Raw genomic sequence first — 23458 nt, forward strand, 5'->3', positions numbered from 1 at the left:
ATGCTAACTTAAATATCTTCCTCTTAAATACGGTGTTTTCCTGCAATAAAATTGATTTTTACAATTAAATTTTACTAAAATAGCGATTTTTTAGCTTCATTTTACAATTTGTCTTACTTCAAGCAGAGGAGAGCAGCATGTCGTCCCGTTTTTCCGGCAGCAGCCCGATAAGAATAAAATTCGGTACAATGGCATGATGTGCAGTACTCTTTTTCTGGTGATATGTTTTCTGGAAGGATACCATGCTCTATCAGCAAAATTTTATTAGCATCATATAAGGAAAGATAAGCAGTATTCCTGTAAGTTAAAATTTTATCTACAGCATTTGTCGTTTTTTTTATTTGGGAAAAGACAGCGGTGAATTGTGTTCTTACGTCATCACCAATTTCATAGCAGCATTGACCAATGCATGGACCGATACCAGCAATGCATTCTTCTGGTTTAGTGTTGTATTGTGCCTGCATTGCCTGCAAAGTTTTGCCGGCAATATCAGCTATAGTACCACGCCAGCCAGCATGAGCAAGACCAATGGCTTCATTTACAGTATCATAAATTAATATAGGAGTACAATCAGCAAAAAAAAGCATTAAGGGAATGTTTTTCTCGTTAGTAATTAGTCCATCGGTGTTTTTTATTGCGGTTGACAGCTCATGGGCTCCTTTTCCCTTGTCTGCTGCAGTCACGGTATAGATGTTATCTTTATGAATTTGTTCACAGCAGACAACATTTTCAAAATTAATATTTAGGGCGTTACAAAAAAGCTGTCTGTTAGTTATAACTTTTGCTGCAGTATCACCTACATGCAGGCCCATATTCAGTGATGCATAACAGCCTTGACTCACTCCGCCGGTTTTCAAAGAAAAACCGTGTACTAATTTATTATTATATTTTGTGAATAATGGTAATTCATGTATATGCATTGTTCCTCCTTTAACATACACCACAGCGTTTGCATTCAGCAAAACATTGTATAGTTGTTTTATGTTGCTTTGCCATTGCCAATTCATGTAAAAAATATTCTTTTTTCACACCCATATCAAGGATGTCCCATGGCATTAATTCATTAGTTTCACGCTGGCGGTACAAATAAAAATTTTCATCTAAATAATGTTCTTTCATTATATGGCGAAATTTTTTACTGCCGCCTGCTTTATGTGCTTCATATAATATCTGGGCAATTTTTCTGTCGCCGCGAGCTAGAATGGCCTGTAGATAGGATTCCTTTGGTGATTCAGTAAGAATTTCTATACGACGGTCTTTTTTTAAAGTATTTTTTATATATTTTAGCACATTAGATATTTTTTTCATATCAGCCATGGGCATCCATTGGAACGGAGTGAATGGTTTAGGGACGAAAGGATTTATGCTTAATGTCAATTTACCGTGGGCTTTATTATCATCCATATATTTACGTAGATTATGAGTCATTTTTATAATTGCTTCGATATCTTCATCATTTTCTCCAGGCAGTCCGACCATAATGTAAAGACGGAAATTTTTTATGCCAGCCTTTATTCCCATACGGATAGAAGTATATAAATGTTTATCTTCGATCCCCTTGTTAATGATATGTCGAAGCTTGTTGCTGCCAGCTTCGGGAGCGAGGGTCAAAGTTTTTTGTCCACTGGCAGCTAACGAATCTACTAATACCTGAGTTACTGAATCAGCGCGAAAAGATGCTACAGACATGGGATGCTGATGTTCATTTATATATTGGCAAATTGTGTCGATTTGGGGATGGTCCGAGACAGCAGGGCCCATAAGCCCAATCTTTTTTTGCGGAGGAACGGCTTCAATCATTTCTTTTATAGCCTTTAAACTTCTATTGCGTGGTCTGCGAAAACAATATCCTGCCATGCAGAAACGGCAATGACGACCGCAGCCACGGGCCGTTTCTATTAGGTAGAAACTAAACTCAGTGTGGTTGCTTTTGATTATCGTATGAGCGGGGTATTTATCAAGATCACGTACCCATTGTCGGTTTACTTTGGCAGGAACTGTGCCGTCAGTAGTTATTGATATAAGCTTTCCTGATGAGTCATAATGATGTTTATAAAAAATTGGAACATATACACCAGGAATTTGTGCCAAATGCAGTAAAATTTCTCTGCGAGAGAAATTTTTCCCGCGTGACGAAAGATATACATTAAGAAATCTATTAATAGTTTCTTCTCCTTCACCGATTATAAATGCGTCGACGAATAATGATAAAGGCTCAGGATTAAATGTGGAACAGGGACCTCCGGCAATTACGATAGGATCATTTTCGTCACGATTAGCAGCTAAAAGTTCAACTTTTCCTAAAGAAAGCATTGACAGTATATTAAAATAATCGAGTTCAAATGATACGGCAAACCCAATTATGGCAAATTCATATAATGGATTTTGTGATTCTAAACTCAATAAAGGCGTATTAGTTTGTTCATATGTTTTTTCCAAAGTTTTTTCTGGCATAAAAAATCGCTCGGCAGCGGTGTCGTCACGTACATTAATTTGTTCGTAAATTATATGAAGTCCTAAATTGGACATCCCAACATTATAATGATTGGGATAGCAAAGAGCAAACCTCGTTCTTATTCCCGCTGGGAATATACTGTATCCTTCTTCTTCGGCTAAGATGTTTTGTAATTGATTTTTAATTTTCCATGACAAAGTTTATACCTCCATAAAAAAACTGCTGCCAAATTAATGACTGTTATAAAGGTACATATTATATCAGCTGTCATTAAACTTTGGCAACAGTTTCTTATTTATCATTTTTTGCTGAACGTAATTTTTCCAGTTCTTTAGTAAAATTGTCAATATCAGTAAATTTGCGATAAACTGATGCAAATCGAATATATGCAACTTCATCAAAACTTTTTAAATGTTTCATTACAAGCTCGCCAATTTGCTTACTGGGAATTTCTGGTGCCATCATATTATGCAGTTCTTTTTCTATATTATCAACAAAATGTATAATTCTTTCTGTGGGAATATCCCGTTTATAGCACGAGCGGATAATACCATTAAGTAATTTATTACGATCAAAAGCCATACGGCGTCCATCATTTTTTATAACTATTAGTGGTGTGGTTTCTATTGTTTCGTAAGTTGTAAAACGCTTACCACAGGCAGAACATTCTCTGCGCCGTCTGATTGAATTTCCGTCATCGGCGGCTCTGGAGTCAATGACACGACTATCGATCGTACCACAAAATGGACATTTCATTAATACACCTGCTTTATTTCTTTATATCTTCTACTTTATCCTGCAAAAATCTTTTCTTTACAACAGCCCCGTTATTACCGGGTTTACCGACATCCTTACCATTTAAAGATATTTTAACGGCACCGGCGTTACCGAGAATCATTTCTATTTTTTTCTGCCCGTCCCATTTAAAAGAATCACCTGTATGCACTGTTTTTTCAAATATTGTTTTATCATCGGCTTTGACTTGTACCCAACAGCTATTATTAAATACCGCGCTTATATGCACTCCATCAACTTTAGCGGGTACTGGAGCAGCCGGGACGGTATTATCTGTCTGCTGTACCTGCTTAACAGGGGCAGTAGCCGTTTTATGTGTTGTAAGCATAGGAACTATGAAATATGCTAAGCAGCCCACTACCACGACAAAAATAATGCTGGTAAAGATAATATTGCCTAAATTTTTATTTTTTCTTTTCTTTATTTCTATGCGTTGTTCAAAAGTATTGTCTTTTTTTACTTCAGATTGGGGGGAAGGATTATTATAATCAGCATTACCAATATCTGCGGCTGTTTCCTGTGGGATAGATACGTTTTCCTGGGAATGCTGTGGAGAAATGCCTTTTTCCTCATAATATTTATTTAATATTTCCTCTGGATCGAGTCCCAAAAACTTTGCATATGTTTTTATAAATCCCTTGAGGTATACTTCGCCTCGTATAACAGTATAGTCTTCTTTTTCTATAGCTTCCAAATATAAAGTCCTTATATTGGTTTCAGTTTCTACATCTTTTAATGAAAGATGTTTTTTTTCGCGTTCTTCGCGAAAAATATCACCGAGCATAAAATTTTCTCCCTTCAAAAAATACCTTGTTTAACATTATATCGTATATAAGATTTTTTGACAAATAAACAAAACATGAGATTAAGTAAGATATAAATGCTCTTTGCGAATATATTGTTCGACTGATTCTGGTAAAATATATTTAATAGAATATCCTTTTTTTAAACGGTTTCGTATATTAGTAGAAGATATTTCAAGTTCCGGGGTAGCCAAACGATGAATGCGTTTTTCTCCTAGTGTGCCAAAATGCTTTTTTATTGCATCAACATCAGGAATACAACCTTGACGCGTAGCTGCGATAAATTGACAAATACTTAATAATTCTTCAATCCGATCCCATGTGGGCAATTCCTGGACAGCATCAGCTCCAGTGATAAAATAGAATTCTGTATTGCTGCTGTGGGTATTTATTAGTTCCTGTACAGTATCAATAGTGTAAGATGGTCCACGACGGCGCATCTCAATATCAGAAACCTCAAAGTATGGATTGGAGCATGTGGCCAGTAATGTCATGTTGAATCTATGTACTGCCGGGGTGATCATCGTTCCGGCTTTATGTGGTGGATTTGCCGCTGGGATAAAGATAACCCGCTCCATTTTATATTCATCGCGTACAGCTTCAGCGGTCATTAAGTGTCCATAATGTATAGGATCAAAGGTACCTCCCATTATGCCAATCTTTTTCATTGCAATTCTCCTGCAAAATATTTTAGTAGAAAATATATTATAAACATGGTTGCCAGTATAATACATGTTGCTTTGAGATAATCCCAAAAATCGTGATTTCCCTTAGGTGTTTGTAAATATTGTTTTATAGTTCGTATATAGGCAAAAAACTTAGTCATTAACGTATCTGCCCATTACCATTGATCAGATATTTCATAGTTGTTAATGCATTAAGTCCCATCGGTCCGCGAACATGCAATTTTTGTGTACTGATACCTATTTCAGCTCCAAAGCCAAATTCAAAACCATCAGTAAAACGTGTGGAAGCATTCACATAGACCACAGCTGCATCTGTTTTTCTTTGGAATGTGCAGGCGTTGCTATAGTCTTGCGTTATAATAACTTCGGAATGCTTAGTATTATATTTATTGATATGGGTAATAGCATCAGCTAAACTATCAACGATTTTTATAGAAATTATTAAATCATGATATTCTGTTGACCAGTCTTCTTCAACAGCTTCTTTTATTTCAGGATAAATTGCCCTGGTTCGGGTGCAGCCTCTTATTTCAACATTTTGTTTTTGTAGTTTATCTATGATAAAAGGGACAAAGTTAGAAGCAATATCCTTGTGTATGAGTAGTGTTTCTATTGTATTACAGACAGCTGGACGTGAAGTCTTGGCATTTATAATTATATTGGCAGCCATTGTTTTGTCAGCAGAACTGTCAACATAAGCATGGCAAATACCAGCTCCAGTTTCAATTACAGGGACAGTGCTGTTTTTTATCACATAGTTTATTAATCCGCTTCCTCCGCGGGGAATTATAACATCTATATACTGGCGTAATTTGAGCATGTCAGTGACTGATTGACGATTGGTATTTTTAATAAATTGTATAGAACCTTCAGGAATCCCATTTTTATATGCAGCCGAAGCTAACATGGAACTGATAATTTTATTAGAATGAATAGCCTCTAACCCACCGCGCAGAATTACAGAATTACCGGATTTTATACATAAACCGATAACATCTGCGGTTACATTGGGGCGTGCTTCATAAATTACACCGATGACACCGAGGGGAACGCGAATAGCTCTTATATCAAGATTGTTGGGACGTTTCATTTGCATAATGCCGCTGCCGATAGGATCTGGTAATGAGGCTATTTGTCTTAGTCCATTAGCAATTTGATGAATGCGTTCTTCATTAAGCATTAAACGATCCAGTAATGAGTCACTGAGATTTTTATCACGTCCATCGTTTAAATCAAGCAGATTTTCTGACAAAATAAGTTTTTGGCGGTGCTCAAGTGTATCGGCCATATTCAATAAAGCCTTGTTTTTGGCTAAAGTTGATATAACTGACAGTTCTTGTGAAGCGTTATATGCAGCCTTGGCTTGTTCGAGCAAAGATGAAGTCTTTTCCACGAATAAAACCCCTTTTCAAAATATTTCTCTATTAAATCATTAAGACCATATTATCACGGTGAATTACCTCATCATAGATTTTTCCTGCTAGCAATGAACTAAATTCACATGTATTGTGTCCTAAAATTTTTGTTAAAGCGTTTGCTCCGTAGTTTATGATCCCCCTGGCTATTTCTCTATTGTCTGTTGACAAAACACGTACTGTATTGCCAGCTGAAAAGATGCCAGAGAAGTCAATTACGCCCGCAGCTAAAATACTAGAACCATTTTTTATCAAAGCAGCTTCACAACCATTATCCACAGTTATGCTCCCTGAGATATTTTTACCGAATGCCAGCCATGTTTTACGTTGTTTGAGATGAGCCTCGCGTGCAGGAAAAACCGTACCACAAAATTCGCCAGAAAGGACATCATTGATAATATTTTTTCTGCTGCCATTAGCAATAACCATAGTAACACCAGAACTCATGGCAATTTTTGCTGCCTGTATTTTAGTAAACATACCGCCTGTACCAAACTTCGTTCCTGCACCACCGGCAATAGTTTCTATGTGCGGTGTAATTTCAGTTACTTTTTTTAGCAGTGCGGCATCAGCATGGGTCTGAGGATTTTTATTGTATAGGCCGTCTATATCTGTCAATAAAATTAGCAGGTCAGCGTCAACAAGGCCAGCAACAATAGCAGATAAAGTATCATTGTCACCAATTTTTAATTGTTCAATGGCAACAACGTCATTTTCATTTATGATGGGGATTGTATGCATTTTTAATAAAGATAAAAGGGCATTACGAGAATTAATATACTGCGAATAATGCACCGAATTTTCTTTTGTTAAAAGTACCTGGGCAACCGTTTGGCCATATTCGCTGAATAATTTTTCGTAAATATGCATCAATATACCCTGCCCAATTGCAGCTAAAGCTTGTTTTTCAGGGATTGAAGTAGGTTTTTGCTTTTTTTTCATTCTATCAAGTCCAGCACCAACAGCACCAGAGGTAACTAATAAAATTTCTTTGCCTTGATTGGCGAGATCAGATAATTGTCGTACTAGCAAGTCAATTTGATGAATATTAAGGTGCCCGGTAGAATGATTTAAAGTGCTGGTACCGACTTTTATAACGATCCGCTGGGCATTTTTTATTTCATTTTTAGTTATCATAGCGGTACCTTCATTTCCAATTATTATTTAGGAAGTTCTATTTTAGGTTTTTTAAAATTTCTCCTAAACAGTAGACTGTTATGACCAATTGTTTGAACAATATTGGCATCTGTGCGTTCAGCCAAAAGGTTTATAACAGATTCAGTACTTTTTGGGCAGTTTTGTAAAACCCGTACTTTTATTAATTCTCTTTTAGTTATGACTTCATTTGCCGTTTTAACTACAGCAGGTGTTATTGCTTCTTTACCTATCTGGACAACAGGACCCAGGGAAATACCCAGAGAGCGTAAAAATCGTTTTTGTTTATTGTTTAAGGTATTTTTTATCATAATTTATCCTCCAATATTACTCTTTAAATTCAAATTCCATTTCACCGATATGGACAGTATTGCCTTCCTTGATTCCCTTTTCTTTAAGTTTGTTATCAATGCGTTTTAAACGCCATATATATTGGAAACGACGCAAAGCTTCATCGTTATTAAAATTGGTCATAGCGACAAGTTTTTCTATTGATTTTCCTGAAACAACAAAATCACCGGTCATGTCACGGGAAATTTTTATTTCATCGGTAGATTCATTCTTTTCGGCGTTATAAATTTTTATATTTTCTTTGTTTTCATCTGCTGGTATATTATAATTAAGCAGCATAATATAAACATGTTTTACTAGATCGTCCACACCCTGTTTAGTGGCAGCGGAGATGGCAAAAAATGGTAAATTTTCCTTTTGTGCTAAAGCTTGAAGACGAGGAACGTTATTCTTTGCCTCCGGTAAATCTATTTTATTAGCCGCGAGTACCTGGGGAAGTTTTGTCAATTTAGGAGAATAAAGAGATAATTCCTGGTTTATTTTATGAAAATCTTCAACTGGATCTCGTCCTTCTATGCCTGAAGCATCTACTACATGGACTATTATCTTAGTCCGTTCTATATGGCGCAGAAAATCGTGACCAAGGCCGACACCGTCAGCAGCACCATCAATAAGTCCTGGAATATCAGCCATTACAAAATTTTGTTCAGGGCCAACGCTTACCACTCCTAAAACGGGTGAAAGCGTGGTAAAATGATATTCGGCAATTTCTGGACGTGCTGCTGAAACAGAAGCAATAAGACTTGATTTTCCAACACTCGGATATCCAACTAGTCCCACATCTGCCAATACTTTTAATTCTAATATTAGTTTTTTGCTTTCGCCTGGTTCACCAAGTTCAGCAAAAGTAGGGGCACGATTGGCACTCGTAGCAAAACGGGCATTACCGCGACCACCGCGGCCGCCTTTGCATATAGTGGCCATTTCATTTTCTTTAGTAAGATCAGCTAAAATATCACCAGTATCTTCGTCCTTAATAATAGTCCCTGCTGGAACATGTATTATTAGGTCAGGTGCATTTTTGCCAAATTGGTTTTTTATATCACCGTTACCGCCGTTTTTTCCGGCAAATTTCCGGTTATAACGGAAATCAAGCAGAGTATTTATATTATTATCTACAATAAAAACAATGTCAGCTCCTTTACCGCCGTCACCGCCACTCGGTCCACCTTTAGGAACGAACTTTTCTCTGCGGAAAGCTGATTTTCCATGACCACCGTCACCCGCTTTTACGGTTATTTTTGTTCTGTCAATAAATTTCATTAAATATACAGCAGTTTATTTCTTAAATTATAAGTGGGAAAATAACTGCTTCCTCCTTTGGTATAGAATAGTTTTGTGTATTTTAATTATAAAATACAATATTTTTTATATTAAAAAAGATATAATAAAAGTCAGAAGTAATATGGTATTAGTTGTTATTGAAAGGTTTTATAATAATTTATCATATTGAATAACATAATGAATAATGGTATTTTCAAGTTTTAGATACTATAATATTATTTAATACTTTTCCCTAGACCAGAGAAAAAAGAATATATCTATATAATATTATATCTCTCAAACAATAGCAGAAAAAGCCCTGTTTGTAAAGAAAGTTTCGATAAATGACAAAAAGTATAATTATTTGCGGCACAATGAACAATGTGTTAAAATACTTACTTACTCAATAATAAAATTATGTGTCCAAAGTAAAAAAATTAAGAGGAGAAATAATATGTCGTTGGTAACAGCAGATATACTGGGAGTAAATGTTGCAGCCATAACAATGAAGGAAGCTGTTGAATTAGCAGTACAATTTATTGAAAAAAAAAATAATGCCATGATAGCTACTGCTAATGCAGAAATGATAATGCGTGCAACCTACGATGCAGAATTGAAGATGATTTTAAATAAAGCTGATTTGGTAGTACCTGATGGAGCGGGAACTGTATGGGCAGCAAATTATCTTGACTGCCCGATGACAGAACGTGTGGCAGGATTTGATTTGGTACAGAATTTATTTAAAATAGCACCACAGAAAAAATGGCGTATTTTTTTTCTCGGGTCTGCACCAGGGGTGGCAGATAAAGCAAAACTTAAAGCAGAAAAAGATTATCCCGGAATTCAGATAGTAGGAACGCAAAATGGATTTTTTAATGACGAAGATAATGATACAATAGTTAAAGAAATAAAAAAAACTGCTCCTAATATTTTATTGGCGGCATTAGGAGTGCCAAAGCAGGAAAAATGGCTTTATAAATATATTGGTCAACTGAATTGCCCGCTTTCTATAGGAGTGGGTGGGACTTTTGATGTAATGGCAGGTGTTATGAAGCGGGCACCGTTATGGATGCAGAGAGCAAAACTGGAGTGGATGTTCCGTGGGATGATGCAGCCTAGAAGAGCGGGTAGGCTGTTAGCTCTGCCTAAGTTTGTATTAAAGGTACGATCGTGGAAAAAAAAGGAGAATAAGTAGACAAAAATATGGTATTATACTATAATTGATATGATATAGAATAATTGTTGGCAGCCGTGCTGTTTTAATGACAGGGACGATAATTATTTCACTGCAGTAGTATATGTGTTGGTGGGATAAATTATAAAACTGTGGACACACGGGATTAGCTTGCTTATAATTACGACATTGGTCATATTGAACAAGAAACTCCCACTTCAGTATTGAAAAAATAGAGGGTGGGGGTATGCCGCCTGCTAATATAGCCATGAAGCTATTTTAAACTAAAAAGATAATAAAGTAAGAGGTAATAAAAATGAGAATCGTTAAGGAAGGATATAAATTCATTGGAGCTGCTGCAGCTCTGGCTGTTGCCGCGTATGTTTTTGTTAGTCCTTATATGGCGGTTATTCCGGCTGTTTTAGCTGCTTTTTTTACATTCTTTTTCCGCAATCCAAAAAGAAATATACCAGATGATAATTCAGTAATTGTTTCACCGGCTGATGGTAAAGTCATGAAGGTTGTTAGACTTCGTAATGATGATTTTGTAAAACAATCATGCGTTAAGATAACCATTTTTTTGTCAGTTTTTAATGTACACGTCAATCGTAGTCCTATAAAGGGCGAAATAAAATTTCAACAATATACATGTGGTCGTTTTCGTCCAGCTTATAAGAATAGTGTTGGATTTGAAAATGAACGGCATACAATTGGAATAGATAATGGCAAGATGCGTATAACAGTTACACAAATTGCTGGTATTTTAGCGCGTCGTATTATATCATGGGTAACTTTAAATGATAGATTGACGACGGGCGAATTATATGGCCTCATTAAATTTGGTTCATGTACAGAGGTCGTTATTCCTGATAACAAAAACATAGAAATCCTTGTAAAAAAGGGAGATAAAGTTGTCGGGGGAGAAACAATTATTGGGAGGATAAAAAATAATGAATAAAGGATGGATACCAAATATATGTACTTCTTTAAATCTTGTATTTGGTATACTGGCAATATTTGCAATGCTTATGGGAGGAATAAAAAATGGACCATTAATTGATGGAGCCATATGTATCTTCTTGGCGTTGATAGCTGATGGACTTGATGGCCGTCTAGCACGCTGGCTGGGGACAGTAAATGAAAGAGGCCGGGAAATGGATTCATTGTGCGATGTGGTTTCTTTCGGAGTAGCACCGGGTATTATGTCTGTACTGTTGACTTTGTTTGTTCTTAGCAAGGCGGTTATGAAAATGGGGGTTCCTCCTGTTAATTTGCGCTATTTTATTTATTTTAGTATGGCAGCAGGAATTATCTATATTGTATGTGGTATGTGGCGGTTAGCACGGTTTAATATAAGTACTGATGATATACATGGTTATTTCCTGGGACTTCCTATACCAGCAGGTGGATGCTTGGTAGCAGCGGCAGCAATGCTTGCTTATAAATTGCCATTTATACTACCTATAGGTGTGGGATATGCTATTCCTGTAGTAGTGATCATAGTAGGACTTTTAATGGTGAGTCATGTACATTATCCTGATTTTAAAGGTAGCGGAGAAAGAATTAATATAGTAGCGCTTGTTTTATCACTGCTGTTTGCAATAGGGACTATCTTCGTTTGCCGATCGGCATTTCCATTTGCAATTTTGTTTGCTGTTTTTTCCACATATGCTGTATTTGGTATCGTGAATACCATTTGTAACAAAGTGGCCTGAGTAACTTGGTATTGTTTACAGATTAATGTACTTGAAAATGTACAGCCAAAGGGGAACTAATATTAATGACATATGTTCTTGATTATATTATGCTGCCGATTCAAGTAATAATTTTCTTGTTTACGGTATACTATCTTTGTATTGGTATATGTGGCTTGTGGCGGCGTAAAGAGAAAAAAATTCTTGTACCGCAAAAGTCATTTGCGATAATTGTAGCTGCCCATAATGAAAAAATGGTTATAGGACAATTAATTGATAATTTGTATGAGTTGGATTATCCTAAAAAATTATATGATGTTTTTGTTATAGCTGATAACTGTAGTGATAATACAGCTGAAATAGCAAGAAATCATGGAGCTGCTGTACATGAGCGCACTGATAAAAAAAATCAGGGTAAGGGCTTTGCCTTGGAATGGATGTTTGACCGTTTATTTAAGATGAAGCGTCAATATGATGCAGTAGCTATCTTTGATGCGGATAATCTTGTTGATAAACGGTTTTTACTTGAAATGAATAATCGTTTATGCAAGGGCGATAAAGTTATACAAGGGTATTTAGATGCAAAAAATCCCTATGATACATGGGTTTCAGGTACATTTTCTATAGCATTCTGGGTTATAGATCACATTTGGCATTTAGCTAAAACTAATATTGGTTTATCATCGGTACTGGGTGGTACAGGAATGTGTATAACTACGGAAGTTTTGCATAAGTATGGTTGGGGTGCTACCTGTCTTACTGAAGACATGGAATTTACGATGAAGGCGTTGACTGAAGGAATCAAAACTACATGGGCGCATGATGCCATCGTTTATGATGAAAAACCATTGACCTTTATGCAGTCATGGCGTCAACGTAAACGTTGGGCACAGGGACAGTTTGATGTAGCACATCGTTTTATTCCTAAAATGATTAAGGCAGGAATAAAAAAACATGATATTCGCATATTAGATGGATGCCTGCATTTGCTGCAGCCGCATTTTTTACTTATATCAACATTTTTTGTAATAATGAGCTATGTGCAAATGGGATTAGGTCGACCAATTTTTACTAATATGTATCAATTTTTACCATCAGCTTTATTAACAGTTATTACTTTAGCACAATATATATTACCAATAATAATACTTTTAAAAATTCATGTAAAACCAAAAGCGTGGCTTTATCTTATATTATATCCAGTGTTTATATATAGCTGGATTCCCATCGTATTTTTAGGATTCATACATCGTAATGAACACGAATGGAGTCATACACAGCACACTCGGGCTGTATCTTATGAAGATATTACACATTAGTGGAGTGTTATATAAAAAGTTATTGCATATTCAGTTATTGCAATAGCTTTTTATTTTGGCTTTTTTGTGGTTTGTATTTGGTAAAAGGTCTATGTATAATATTTATGTTGGTTATAGTTATAGTAAATATTATACATGATGATAAAATGTAGTGGTTTTATGTTATAATTTTATAAGTGAGGATGTGAGGAGGACATAAATGTTTGAATTATTAATTAAAGAGGATTTCGGTGCAGCTCATCGTATTGTGGGCTATCCAGGAAAATGTAATAATTTGCATGGACATAACTGGAAAGTTGAAGCAGTAGTGTACGGAAAAGAACTGGACAAGTTGGGAATGCTCATTGATTTTAAAAAATTGAAAAAAGCCTTAAGGGAAATAATTGGTGAATTAGATCACCATTATTTGAATGAATTGGCAGCTTTCTCGCAGGAAAATCCATCAGCAGAAAATATTTCTGCGTATATTTATCATAAATTGTCAGAGCATAGCTATTTACAAAATAGATGCAGGGTAAAATACATTAAAGTATGGGAAACAGAGAAGTCGTCAGCATTATATTATGAGGGGTGATTTATTATGCAGGCACCTATAAGTGAAATCTTTTCTTCCATACAGGGAGAAGGAAAATATGTAGGCTGTCGTCAATTATTTATTCGTTTCGTTGGCTGTAATCTTAAGTGTAGATATTGTGATACAGAATCACTGCTGAATACTACACATTGTGATTGTGAAGGTAAAGGACTTATAAATAATCCAGTCGATTTTGCTGAAATATTACCATATTTGGAAAAGCGTTTAAAAAAGAAGCATCACTCAATAAGTCTTACAGGTGGAGAGCCTTTGCTGCATACTGATTTTATTAATGAAATAGGACAGAAAATAGATTGCCCGTTATTTTTGGAAACAAATGGGACACTATGTGAACAACTGCAAAAAGTAATAAATAATATCGATATTATTAGTATGGATATTAAAATGCCTGATGCGGTTGGGGAAAACTTGTGGGAAAAGCATAAAAAATTTTTGCAGATTGCTGCAAAAAAAGATGTTTATGTTAAAATAGTAATAGCACAGGAAACTAAACTGGATGATTTTACCAAGGCAATAGATTTAATAGAAAGTTTTAATAAAAATCTTCTTCTTATATTACAGCCAATGACGCCATATGGCGGATATACTGCTCCTTCGCCGGAAAAAATTCTTATCTGGCAGAGTTTGGCATTGGAAAAGATAAATGATGTAAGAGTTATAGGACAGACACATAGAATGATAGGACAGAGGTGATAGTATGAAAAAAATATTGTTAGTCAATGATGATGGAATCGAAGCACGAGGATTAAGAGCTATGGCGACGGCTTTAGCTCAGGATTACGATTTACGCGTTGTAGCACCTGCAAGTCAGCAGAGTGGTATGTCCCAGGCAATTTCAGCTCATAATAAGATAAAAGTGGAAAAATACGATTATAAACTAGCAGCTGAGGCATATAGTATTTATGGTACTCCTACGGATTGTACCAAATTGGCAATTGAAATGATCTATGCAGACGATTTGCCTGATGTGGTAATTTCAGGTATAAACGATGGGGGAAATCTGGGGACAGATATTTTATATTCCGGGACTGTGGGTGCAGCCATGGAAGGTCATTTACATAAAATTTTCTCCATAGCTGTTTCTCGCGTGGTTAATTCAAAACTCAGCTTTGAAGAAGTAGCAGAAATTTTTAAGGGAAAATTGTCGGAGCTTATAAGTGAAAAACCGTATATGTATAATATAAACTTTCCTAAAAAAATTAAAAATATGAAGGATATTTTCCGTTATACAAAGCAGGGACGGCGGGCTTATCATAACGAATATGCCCGTGAAGTTGATGCTAAGGGAAATGTTTTTTATTTTATGAATGGAACACCCAATGATGAAGGTAATATTGCCGGCAGTGATATATGTGCTGTACAAGATGGGTATGTGTCTATCAGTCCTTTAAAAATAGGTCGGACACATAAAAAACTGCTGCATGAACTGCAAAAATAGCAGCATATAATTATCAATTTAGGAGGAGTTATTTATATGGAATCAATGATTCGCGATATTAAACTAGCACCATCAGGACATGATAAAATTGCATGGGTTAAGAATTTTATGCCTGTTTTAAATCATATTGATGAAGAATATTCTAAAACAAAACCATTTGCAGGTAAAAAGATGGTTCTTACAATGCATTTGGAAGCTAAGACTGCCTATCTGGGATTGGTATTTATGCATGCTGGTGCTGAAGTCGCTATTACAGGAAGCAATCCTTTATCCACACAGGATGATGTTGCAGCAGCCCTGGCGGAAGAAGGGGCAAAAGTTTTTGCATGGCATGGCTGTACAGATAAAGAATATGATATGTTCATAAATAAAGCACTTGATATAAAACCGGATATCATAATTGATGATGGCGGCGATCTGGTAGCTCATCTGCATGGTGATAGAAAAGAGCTGGCTGCTAATATTATAGGCGGCAGTGAAGAAACAACAACTGGCGTTATTCGTCTTCATGCTTTAGCTGAAGCAGGAAAATTAAATTTTCCAATGGTTGCGGCTAATGATGCATACTGCAAATATTTATTTGACAATCGCTATGGTACAGGACAATCAACATGGGATGGCATAATGCGTACAACAAATCTGGTCATTGCTGGTAAAAATGTTGTAATATCTGGTTATGGCTGGTGTGGTAAAGGTGCTGCTATGCGTGCCAAGGGGCTTGGTGCAAAAGTTATTATTACTGAAGTGAATCCCATTAAAGCCATTGAAGCTGTATTTGATGGCTTTAGAGTTATGCCTATGCAGGAAGCGGCAAAGATAGGCGATATATTCCTGACACTAACAGGATGCAAAGATGTAATAAGAAAAGAACATTTTGCTGTTATGAAAAATGGCGCAATGCTTGCAAACTCAGGCCATTTCGATGTTGAAATTAATAAAATTGATCTAATGGCAGGTTCTATATCAAAAAAACCTGTCCGCAAAAATATTGAAGAATATAAGCAAAAAGATGGCAGAAAGCTTTATCTTTTAGCAGAAGGCCGTTTAGTTAACCTGGCAGCAGGAGATGGTCATCCAGCAGAAATTATGGATTTATCATTCGGGGTACAGTTCTTCTCCGCCTTGCATATTTTGAAAAATCACCAAAAAATGGAAAATAAAGTTTATTTAATGCCTAATGAAATAAATATAAAATTGGCAGAAATAAAATTAAAATCATTGGGAATAAACATTGATGAATTGTCAAAAGAACAATTTAATTATTTGCATCAGGCATAATAGATAATAAATAAATATTGTAAAAGGGGCTGTCGCATGAGCTGGCATTGACCTCATAAAAATGTAACCTGTTACCGCTAGCGGTTTCCTGTCCTTCTATCAATGGATAGGAGAAATAAAATAGTGCATATTTATGAATGAAGATGTCATTGTTGACAGCCCCTGAATTTATATAGGAGAAAATAATGAATAATTTAATAAAAAATGTATTGGCTGTGTTGACCGGCGGAACAGTGAAGAAAACAAATATTATGGTTACTAATGATAAAATTTCAGCAATAGGAGATATTCCAGAAACATTTAAGGCTGATAATATTATAGATGGAGAAGACAAACTAGCTATACCAGGATTTATCAATGCTCATACGCATGTGTCAATGACGCTGCTTAGAAGTTATGCTGATGATATGAAATTGATGGACTGGCTGGAAAATAAAATATGGCCAATAGAAGCTAAAATGAATAAGGATGATATATACTGGGGTGCAATGCTGGGAATAGCCGAAATGATAAAGACAGGAACAACAACATTTGTTGATATGTACGGTGACATGGAAAAAGTAGCCCAGGCGGTTGAAGAAACGGGAATAAGAGCAGTATTATCACGTGGTATGATTGGTGTAGCGCCTAACGGACAACAGGCATTGGAAGAAAACTGCAGCTTATTTGAAGATTACAATGGGGCTGCTGATGGCAGGATAACAGTCATGTTTGGTCCGCATGCACCTTATACATGCCCGCCTGAATTTTTGCAAAAAGTAATAGCAAAAGCACAAAAATACAATGCGGAAATTCATATTCATTTGGCAGAAACAGAAAATGAAGTGCAAGACTGTAAAAAGCAGTATGGAAAAACACCAATTGCCCTGATGGAATCAATAGGACTCTTTGATCAAGGGGTATTAGCAGCACATTGTGTGCATTTAACAACTGAGGATATTGATATAATTGCGAAGCACAATGTGCGGGTCGCCCATAATCCTGGCAGCAATTTAAAGCTGGCAAGCGGTATAGCACCTATAGGGAAATTATTGGAAAAAGGTATCTGTGTGGGCTTGGGAACAGATGGTACATCAAGTAATAATAACCTTGATATGCTGGAAGAAATAAATTTAGCAGCACTCATACATAAAGCAAACACATTAGACCCATTACTTATACCAGCAGCCCAGGCACTGAATATGGGGACAGCTGCTGGGGCAAAAGCTGCCGGACTGAACAATACGGGTGAACTTAAACCTGGCATGAAAGCTGATATTACATTGTTTTCCATGCAGGGTACACAGTGGACACCATGCTATGATCCAATCTCATTACTAGTATATTCTGCTAATGCCGGTATGGTAGATACTGTGTTGGCAGATGGAAAAATTTTGCTTCAGAAAGGGAAATTGACCACAATTGATGAAGAAAAAGTAATTTATACAGTAAATAAAAGTGCACAAAGATTGACTGGAAAAAGTTTACTAAATTGACATACTTTGTATTTATAATGACTAATTAATTGACTATAGGGAGAAATAAGTTGGCAGCGAAGAAGAATTTTTATGCAGTTAAAAAGGGACGAGAGACAGGGATTTTCAAGACATGGCAGCAGTGTAAAGCACAAATTGATCATTTTACCGGGGCATTATATAAAGGTTTTGTGACATTAGAAGAAGCACATAATTATTTGAAGGATGTAAATAATATCAAAACAAATGATTTGGATATACATCATATTTACGTTGATGGATCGTATATTAATGGCCGATACAGCTGGGCTATAGCTGTTTATTACCAGGGAAAGCTTATCCATAGTGATAGTGGGGTGGGAGCATCTTTAGAAAATGTAAAAATGAACAATGTAGCTGGGGAAATAGAAGCAGCAATGAAGGCAGCAGAATGGGCTAAAAAAAATAAACTGAAAAAAGCAATAATATATCATGATTATATAGGAATTTCAGAATGGGCTATGGGCCGTTGGAAAACTAATACACCAGGAACCAGGGCATATGCAGAATATATGAAAAATTACTTGGATATCATCATTTTTAAGAAAGTTACTGGACACGCAGGTGTTGCTGGCAATGAATTGGTTGATAAATTAGCCAAAAAGGCATTAGGACTAAACTGAAAAAAGACTATCACATAAATGACATTTACTTCATAAAGATGCAGTTTATTCCTGTCTTTCTAAAGATAAGGAAAAAGAACGCAATTATGAATGAAAATTATGTGTTAGTCCTTTGTATATCTCTTAAAATTAATTATAGATATTTTGTTTTTTTATAAGTATTTTTCCATGCAAAATACTTATGATGCCAGTTTCCTTAAATTTATTGATATAACGATTGATGGTTCTCACAGTGGTTCCCAGTTCGTCAGCTATTTGCTGGCGCTTTTGCTTAATAATAAACATATCTTTGTTATACATAGTTCTATGTTTAAATAAATAGGTTATTAGTTTTTCTTCAACAGGTATATATTTTATATTACCATTTTCATTTAAAATAGGATAAATTTTTTTGGCCATTAATTGTGTTGTCATATTAATTAAAAAAGTATCTGTCCGTAGCCATTTTTCAAAAATATGGTTTTCTATTAAGAATGTTTTACATATTGTTATTGCTTCTACTGTTACTGCTGATGTTAGCTGATGAGCTAATACTTCAATTTCTCCGATAAAATTAGGGGAATTAAACTGAGTGAAACTATAACGATGACCATTGGCAAATTCATTACTTACTTTTATTGCGCCACTGGAAAGAAAATATACATAAGTTATTTTACTTCCCTTTGCTATTATTGACTCACCTGGCAAAAAAGTTTTTTTTAATATTTTTTGTTTTGTTTCAGGAGGCATTAAACGTAAAAAATTGATTATTTGTTGTTCCATAATATATCTCGTATATAGTATTTAATAATTAATTGCTGATAATATGCCAATTTGCTGTATGGCTAGGGGAAATAATTTTTTTTGTCTTTATATAAGCTGCTATTAAATGTGAAATTTGTCCATTATCAGCCAATGATTTTTGTGAACTCCATAATACTATTGGTTTGGGGAGGTTATTTCTTCCTAATGAGTCGATGCCCATTGCATTCATAAAACCACTTAACTTTTTGCTTTGTATACTTATTGCTTTTGGAATTAATGGGCCACCGCCATTAAATCGGTAATTGTTTATGGCAAAGCGTATAGTATCATCATCACTAACGGGTTTATTAGTTAGAGTATAAGTTAAATTTTGTATTCTGTTTCCCAGTGTTTTGCTGATGTTTATATCATAATTTACACCTGTCAGCATATCATAATTATATGATGGCCAGTCTGATTTAGTAGTAGTTACGTTATTGAGATAATTCAGGTTGATTGTTCCATCTACCGGGGTATTTTTTGGTACTTGGTCAAAGTAACTTGCAGATAGTTCTAAGTATTGCCGAAGTTGCTTTCCCGTTATCTTAATAGTAAACAAATAGTTTTCGTAAATATATATGCTGAGAATATTCTGGAGTGTTATAGTACCTTTGGGAATAAGCGCGGAAGGGTTAAAACTGGCCGCTGCAGAAACATCGGCTTTACCATAATTCATTTGCACTTTGTTAATAAAATCAACAATAGGGGTATACATTTTATTACCATTTTTTCCATAATAATTGTCACGAGATGTTCCTAATTTTGTACTTAAATAGGCTTTTGTGGCTTTGTCCCATTTTTGGGCAGTATTAACAATTATTGGATCGTCAATAGTATCATTTGAACTTAATAATTTTGTTGATATATTTTGTACTTTCCATTTACCATTTACTTTAGCAAAGTCTAGCAAACCTTCAGATAAATAAGTTCCCCAACGATATGGTGCCATTGTATATATATTGTTTATTATGCCATCAGCATATACAACAGGGGGATTGACACTACTATCTGTATTATTGCGGATATATTTAGTCATATTTTGAGCAGTACGAACATGAGTGTGACCTGATAGAATAAGATCAATGCCAGGGCATTTTTTAGTAATAGCGACAATGCCATTTTCTGGATATGGTGATGATGCTGAGGGAATTCCGGAATGACTTAAGATCACAATAGCATCGACATTATTTTTTAAAAGTGAAATATTAGTGTTTATAGCGTCTTCCTGTGGGATAAATTTTAGACCCTGGTAATTTTGCGGTGTTTCAAAGTTAGGGATTGCGGGTGTAACAGTACCAATTATTCCTATACGAATACTATCATTAGGAATATTGGTAACACTAGAAACATCAATTTTTTTTATAGTGTATGGTTTTACATATTTCCAGGGGTGATTGGTATAAATATCGTAGGTATTTGCTGATAGACAAGGGGCTTTAGATGGGAGAAGAAAACGTTTTAGTAAATCTAAGCCAAAATTAAATTCATGGTTACCTAGATTTATAGCGTCGTAGTTCATATAGTTGAAGATAGACATCATAGGGTGTATATGCCAATTTTTGTCTTTAGTAGCATAATATTTGTCTAAAGCAGTTCCCTGGATTATGTCACCGTTATCAACAAGTAGATGGTGAGGATACTTTTGTCGTTCCTTCTTAATTAGGCTGTTGATACGTGATAAACCAACGGTAAAGCCACTTCTAGCCGGAGGGACACTGTTTTTCAGATAATCCCAGTTTAGTATACGGCCATGTAAGTCAGCTGTTCCTAATAATGCTACCGTTATTGTATTTTTGGCAAATATATTTTGCACAGATTTTGGCATTGTCAAAAGAGCAAGAGATGCACCACCCATTTTTATAAAATTTCTACGAGTCGTTTTTGTCTGAATTAGTTTATCGAAAAAATTATCATCATTTTTCATAAATTTATATCCTCATATGATAAACTTTGTAAGTTTATCATTATTATTTAAGCTTACCGCAGTATCTCATTAGAGCTTTAAACATCGTTGCTGATCGAGAAACCTGTTCGATAGCTTCCTCGTGAGTAGGCATGCGGTTTTCAGCACGCATTTTTTGGCTTAAATTGTATGATTTGTTTGCTAATGAAACTATAGCATTAACAACATCTGTTTCGTTATGATATCGGACGCTGTCATCTATTTTTATTTCTTTGGCAATACGTTCAGCGCCATCTATATCATATGGAACATTTTTATAATCAAGCATTGAGTCGGTAGCAAAATGATATTTTTTGTTAAAAGCATCATAAGCTGATACATGTAGCGGCATACTTAAATCTCCTACATAATGGCATAAAACAGCATAATAATAGTCATCAAACTTGCCAGAACTTGTACGTTGTTTTGCCATGCGTACGGTATGCAAAATTTCGCCTAAAAGATAGCCTGTATTTCCGTCTTGACGTTGAGCGCCAATTTCTTTCAATTGAGTATATACATCATTTGGGGTTATAGGATGTGTCGCATCGTAAAAATGAGCTTCAGCATCTGTTTTTGGTAAATTATTTAAGATAGCTACGGTATGCGATACATCGGGAGCTGAATCGTTATGGAATCCTTTGAAACCAGCAGCATATCCTATTGCTAAATGAACTTGGTCTGTCCATGCATAAGCTTTGGGTGAAAAAATGGTGAATACGCAAATAATACATAATAACAAAGAAATAATGGTGGACTGTTTTTTCATTGATATTTCTTCCCTTCTTGTTGTGAATCTTATTAAAATTTATAGGCAATTTCACCAACAATAAGATTTTTATTTTTTCCACTTACAAAATTTGTATTATATTCTGGACCTTTCTTTTGCATGCGGTAATAAGCTATATCTGCAGATATACCTTTGGCAATAGTACGTCCAAAATCAAATCGCCATCCTTTGTAACCTGGGTAAAAACCTACAGTAGGTGATATGGAAGAATAGTCCCCAATATTCTGATAGCGTAATGAAAATACTTGTGTACCAATTTTTTGTAAAGGCATTTCACCAGTCATGTCTGTAGTTGGGCCAGTGTATAATTCAACATAATATCCTTTATATTTATCCCCCATATAAGGAGTTTTAACTGGTTCTGTTTTACTGTTGTATGCATATTCACTGACGAGTGTTACATTATGCAATTTGGCATTAATACCAATATCGTAAATATTATCGGTGACATAATTATTTATTTTGGATATTGGTATTTTATAATTTATATATGTTGCAGTGGCTCTAATATTAGGGGCTACTTCTTTATCTATATTTAATGCTTTTAAAGTTTGGCCGCCATTTTTATTTCCATAATAAGCAGATATACATGTTGGTTTCCAATATGCTCCGTATGTTATGGAACCACCATTTAAATTACCAGAAGAATTATAAACCATTCCCTGTCCAAGATATGCACCAGTTTTTCCGATAATATAGGTCATATTGTTTTTGCGATCTATGTGTTTTAAATATGCCTGATCAAAATAAGCTCCATTATCATTGGTATTAGGAGCTGCATTTCCCTCTTCATCATAACCACTGTGTATTCTTGTGACTATATAGTTAGTATCATCAATTTTGTATTTTATGCCTAAACGTGTATAGTTATCAAAATAATTTTTTGTTTTGCGGTCTTTAAAGACAGATGGAGGAGCATATGTATTTAAAGTATCAGGGTCACTATAATAACTTTCTACTCCGTCAAGGGTTATTTTTAAGTCCTTAGGAGCCATTGCGGCGGAAACGTGATTAAAATTGGCAATTGAGATGATAGATAAAATCAGGGCGATAGGTATATGTTTTTTCATTATGATCCCTTCCTTCCATTTTTATATTTAAAATATTTATTTTTTTGATTAAATTAATCAACTATTAGACGTTAACTGCTGTTATAAAATACTTGAATATTTTTATAGTTTACTAGCATAATATTCCCCTTTCATATCTTGTTATCTGATTTTGCGATTATTTTCATTGAACTACAAAAATATTATATTATGCAGTATAATAAAAAAAGGATAAGTGTCTTTTTTTTACAATATGTTAATAAAATATTAAGAAACAAAAAAAGACTAATAATAACTTGAACCTATTGTAAGTTAAGTTATTATTAGTCTTTTTTATTTGTTCTGTAAATAATGATC

General features: G+C 35.1%; 23 protein-coding genes. 10 read left to right on the forward strand and 13 right to left on the reverse strand.

Annotated features, from left to right (window positions below):
• Positions 1–113 precede the first annotated feature (113 nt).
• The 9 genes from pgeF to obgE all read right to left on the reverse strand — a co-directional run bounded on the left by pgeF (position 114) and on the right by obgE (position 8923).
• Positions 114–920 (reverse strand): peptidoglycan editing factor PgeF, encoded by an 807-nt coding sequence (gene pgeF / locus I6760_RS09185; protein WP_196594150.1) that lies wholly within the window; start codon positions 918–920, stop codon positions 114–116.
• Positions 921–930: 10 nt separating this feature from the next.
• Entirely contained in the window at positions 931–2652 is a 1722-nt protein-coding gene (locus I6760_RS09190; RefSeq protein WP_196594151.1) for a TIGR03960 family B12-binding radical SAM protein, read from the reverse strand.
• A gap of 94 nt (positions 2653–2746) precedes the next feature.
• Positions 2747–3211 (reverse strand): transcriptional regulator NrdR, encoded by a 465-nt coding sequence (gene nrdR, locus I6760_RS09195; protein WP_196594152.1) that lies wholly within the window; start codon positions 3209–3211, stop codon positions 2747–2749.
• 13 nt (positions 3212–3224) lie between these two features.
• A complete protein-coding gene (locus I6760_RS09200; protein ID WP_196594153.1) occupies positions 3225–4034 on the reverse strand; it encodes a helix-turn-helix domain-containing protein in 810 nt (269 codons plus the stop codon).
• Positions 4035–4115: 81 nt separating this feature from the next.
• Positions 4116–4721 carry a nicotinate-nucleotide adenylyltransferase gene (gene nadD / locus I6760_RS09205; RefSeq protein WP_196594154.1) on the reverse strand — a complete coding sequence of 202 codons (606 nt, stop codon included), beginning with the start codon at positions 4719–4721 and terminating at the stop codon, positions 4116–4118.
• A gap of 157 nt (positions 4722–4878) precedes the next feature.
• On the reverse strand, positions 4879–6132 hold the full coding sequence (locus tag I6760_RS09210) for a glutamate-5-semialdehyde dehydrogenase (RefSeq protein WP_196594155.1): 1254 nt from the start codon (positions 6130–6132) through the stop codon (positions 4879–4881).
• A 31-nt stretch (positions 6133–6163) separates the two neighbouring features.
• Positions 6164–7291, reverse strand: coding sequence for a glutamate 5-kinase (proB, locus tag I6760_RS09215; protein ID WP_196594156.1), 1128 nt, complete (start codon positions 7289–7291; stop codon positions 6164–6166).
• 23 nt (positions 7292–7314) lie between these two features.
• On the reverse strand, positions 7315–7620 hold the full coding sequence (locus I6760_RS09220) for a YhbY family RNA-binding protein (protein WP_196594157.1): 306 nt from the start codon (positions 7618–7620) through the stop codon (positions 7315–7317).
• 16 nt (positions 7621–7636) lie between these two features.
• Complete coding sequence (obgE, locus tag I6760_RS09225) at positions 7637–8923, reverse strand: GTPase ObgE (protein ID WP_196594158.1); 1287 nt, start codon at positions 8921–8923, stop codon at positions 7637–7639.
• Between the two features lie 454 nt (positions 8924–9377).
• Between obgE and I6760_RS09230 the strand changes: the two genes are divergently transcribed.
• The 10 genes from I6760_RS09230 to I6760_RS09275 all read left to right on the forward strand — a co-directional run bounded on the left by I6760_RS09230 (position 9378) and on the right by I6760_RS09275 (position 18537).
• A complete protein-coding gene (locus I6760_RS09230; RefSeq protein WP_196594159.1) occupies positions 9378–10118 on the forward strand; it encodes a WecB/TagA/CpsF family glycosyltransferase in 741 nt (246 codons plus the stop codon).
• Between the two features lie 295 nt (positions 10119–10413).
• Complete coding sequence (locus tag I6760_RS09235; protein WP_196594160.1) at positions 10414–11055, forward strand: phosphatidylserine decarboxylase family protein; 642 nt, start codon at positions 10414–10416, stop codon at positions 11053–11055.
• Positions 11048–11812 (forward strand): CDP-alcohol phosphatidyltransferase family protein, encoded by a 765-nt coding sequence (locus tag I6760_RS09240; RefSeq protein ID WP_196594161.1) that lies wholly within the window; start codon positions 11048–11050, stop codon positions 11810–11812. Before I6760_RS09235 ends, I6760_RS09240 begins: the two co-directional genes overlap by 8 nt.
• A gap of 65 nt (positions 11813–11877) precedes the next feature.
• Positions 11878–13110, forward strand: coding sequence for a glycosyltransferase family 2 protein (locus I6760_RS09245; protein ID WP_196594162.1), 1233 nt, complete (start codon positions 11878–11880; stop codon positions 13108–13110).
• A gap of 199 nt (positions 13111–13309) precedes the next feature.
• The gene (gene queD, locus I6760_RS09250) at positions 13310–13684 is read left to right on the forward strand and encodes a 6-carboxytetrahydropterin synthase QueD (RefSeq protein ID WP_196594163.1); all 375 of its coding nucleotides are present in this window, start codon (positions 13310–13312) and stop codon (positions 13682–13684) included.
• A 6-nt stretch (positions 13685–13690) separates the two neighbouring features.
• A complete protein-coding gene (locus tag I6760_RS09255; protein ID WP_196594164.1) occupies positions 13691–14398 on the forward strand; it encodes a 7-carboxy-7-deazaguanine synthase QueE in 708 nt (235 codons plus the stop codon).
• A gap of 4 nt (positions 14399–14402) precedes the next feature.
• The gene (surE, locus tag I6760_RS09260; RefSeq protein ID WP_196594165.1) at positions 14403–15143 is read left to right on the forward strand and encodes a 5'/3'-nucleotidase SurE; all 741 of its coding nucleotides are present in this window, start codon (positions 14403–14405) and stop codon (positions 15141–15143) included.
• Between the two features lie 36 nt (positions 15144–15179).
• Positions 15180–16421 carry an adenosylhomocysteinase gene (locus I6760_RS09265; protein WP_196594166.1) on the forward strand — a complete coding sequence of 414 codons (1242 nt, stop codon included), beginning with the start codon at positions 15180–15182 and terminating at the stop codon, positions 16419–16421.
• A 185-nt stretch (positions 16422–16606) separates the two neighbouring features.
• Positions 16607–17896 carry an amidohydrolase gene (locus I6760_RS09270; protein ID WP_196594167.1) on the forward strand — a complete coding sequence of 430 codons (1290 nt, stop codon included), beginning with the start codon at positions 16607–16609 and terminating at the stop codon, positions 17894–17896.
• Between the two features lie 50 nt (positions 17897–17946).
• The gene (locus tag I6760_RS09275) at positions 17947–18537 is read left to right on the forward strand and encodes a ribonuclease H1 domain-containing protein (protein WP_196594168.1); all 591 of its coding nucleotides are present in this window, start codon (positions 17947–17949) and stop codon (positions 18535–18537) included.
• A 129-nt stretch (positions 18538–18666) separates the two neighbouring features.
• Here I6760_RS09275 and I6760_RS09280 read toward each other — a convergent pair whose 3' ends face one another.
• From I6760_RS09280 to I6760_RS09295, 4 genes are read right to left on the reverse strand one after another with little or no spacing between them, the layout of a single operon-like run.
• A complete protein-coding gene (locus I6760_RS09280; protein WP_196594169.1) occupies positions 18667–19299 on the reverse strand; it encodes a Crp/Fnr family transcriptional regulator in 633 nt (210 codons plus the stop codon).
• A gap of 28 nt (positions 19300–19327) precedes the next feature.
• Complete coding sequence (locus I6760_RS09285; protein ID WP_196594170.1) at positions 19328–21244, reverse strand: bifunctional metallophosphatase/5'-nucleotidase; 1917 nt, start codon at positions 21242–21244, stop codon at positions 19328–19330.
• 43 nt (positions 21245–21287) lie between these two features.
• A complete protein-coding gene (locus tag I6760_RS09290; protein WP_196594171.1) occupies positions 21288–22031 on the reverse strand; it encodes a phospholipase C/P1 nuclease family protein in 744 nt (247 codons plus the stop codon).
• A 32-nt stretch (positions 22032–22063) separates the two neighbouring features.
• Positions 22064–23122, reverse strand: a complete 1059-nt coding sequence (locus I6760_RS09295) for a hypothetical protein (protein WP_196594172.1) — start codon at positions 23120–23122, stop codon at positions 22064–22066.
• Positions 23123–23458: the final 336 nt, after the last annotated feature.

The sequence above is a fragment of the Pectinatus sottacetonis genome (assembly GCF_015732155.1).
GTDB classification, from domain to species: Bacteria; Bacillota; Negativicutes; order Selenomonadales; family Selenomonadaceae; genus Pectinatus; species Pectinatus sottacetonis.

Excerpts from the sequence above, each read along its gene's own strand:
- pgeF (WP_196594150.1), bottom strand. The coding sequence starts at position 920 with ATGCATATACATGAATTACCATTATTCACAAAATATAATAATAAATTA.
- nrdR (WP_196594152.1), bottom strand. The coding sequence starts at position 3,211 with ATGAAATGTCCATTTTGTGGTACGATCGATAGTCGTGTCATTGACTCC.
- I6760_RS09200 (WP_196594153.1), bottom strand. The coding sequence starts at position 4,034 with ATGCTCGGTGATATTTTTCGCGAAGAACGCGAAAAAAAACATCTTTCA.
- nadD (WP_196594154.1), bottom strand. The coding sequence starts at position 4,721 with ATGAAAAAGATTGGCATAATGGGAGGTACCTTTGATCCTATACATTAT.
- proB (WP_196594156.1), bottom strand. The coding sequence starts at position 7,291 with ATGATAACTAAAAATGAAATAAAAAATGCCCAGCGGATCGTTATAAAA.
- I6760_RS09220 (WP_196594157.1), bottom strand. The coding sequence starts at position 7,620 with ATGATAAAAAATACCTTAAACAATAAACAAAAACGATTTTTACGCTCT.
- obgE (WP_196594158.1), bottom strand. The coding sequence starts at position 8,923 with ATGAAATTTATTGACAGAACAAAAATAACCGTAAAAGCGGGTGACGGT.
- I6760_RS09230 (WP_196594159.1), top strand. The coding sequence starts at position 9,378 with ATGTCGTTGGTAACAGCAGATATACTGGGAGTAAATGTTGCAGCCATA.
- I6760_RS09235 (WP_196594160.1), top strand. The coding sequence starts at position 10,414 with ATGAGAATCGTTAAGGAAGGATATAAATTCATTGGAGCTGCTGCAGCT.
- I6760_RS09240 (WP_196594161.1), top strand. The coding sequence starts at position 11,048 with ATGAATAAAGGATGGATACCAAATATATGTACTTCTTTAAATCTTGTA.
- I6760_RS09245 (WP_196594162.1), top strand. The coding sequence starts at position 11,878 with ATGACATATGTTCTTGATTATATTATGCTGCCGATTCAAGTAATAATT.
- queD (WP_196594163.1), top strand. The coding sequence starts at position 13,310 with ATGTTTGAATTATTAATTAAAGAGGATTTCGGTGCAGCTCATCGTATT.
- I6760_RS09255 (WP_196594164.1), top strand. The coding sequence starts at position 13,691 with ATGCAGGCACCTATAAGTGAAATCTTTTCTTCCATACAGGGAGAAGGA.
- surE (WP_196594165.1), top strand. The coding sequence starts at position 14,403 with ATGAAAAAAATATTGTTAGTCAATGATGATGGAATCGAAGCACGAGGA.
- I6760_RS09265 (WP_196594166.1), top strand. The coding sequence starts at position 15,180 with ATGGAATCAATGATTCGCGATATTAAACTAGCACCATCAGGACATGAT.
- I6760_RS09270 (WP_196594167.1), top strand. The coding sequence starts at position 16,607 with ATGAATAATTTAATAAAAAATGTATTGGCTGTGTTGACCGGCGGAACA.
- I6760_RS09280 (WP_196594169.1), bottom strand. The coding sequence starts at position 19,299 with ATGGAACAACAAATAATCAATTTTTTACGTTTAATGCCTCCTGAAACA.
- I6760_RS09285 (WP_196594170.1), bottom strand. The coding sequence starts at position 21,244 with ATGAAAAATGATGATAATTTTTTCGATAAACTAATTCAGACAAAAACG.
- I6760_RS09290 (WP_196594171.1), bottom strand. The coding sequence starts at position 22,031 with ATGAAAAAACAGTCCACCATTATTTCTTTGTTATTATGTATTATTTGC.
- I6760_RS09295 (WP_196594172.1), bottom strand. The coding sequence starts at position 23,122 with ATGAAAAAACATATACCTATCGCCCTGATTTTATCTATCATCTCAATT.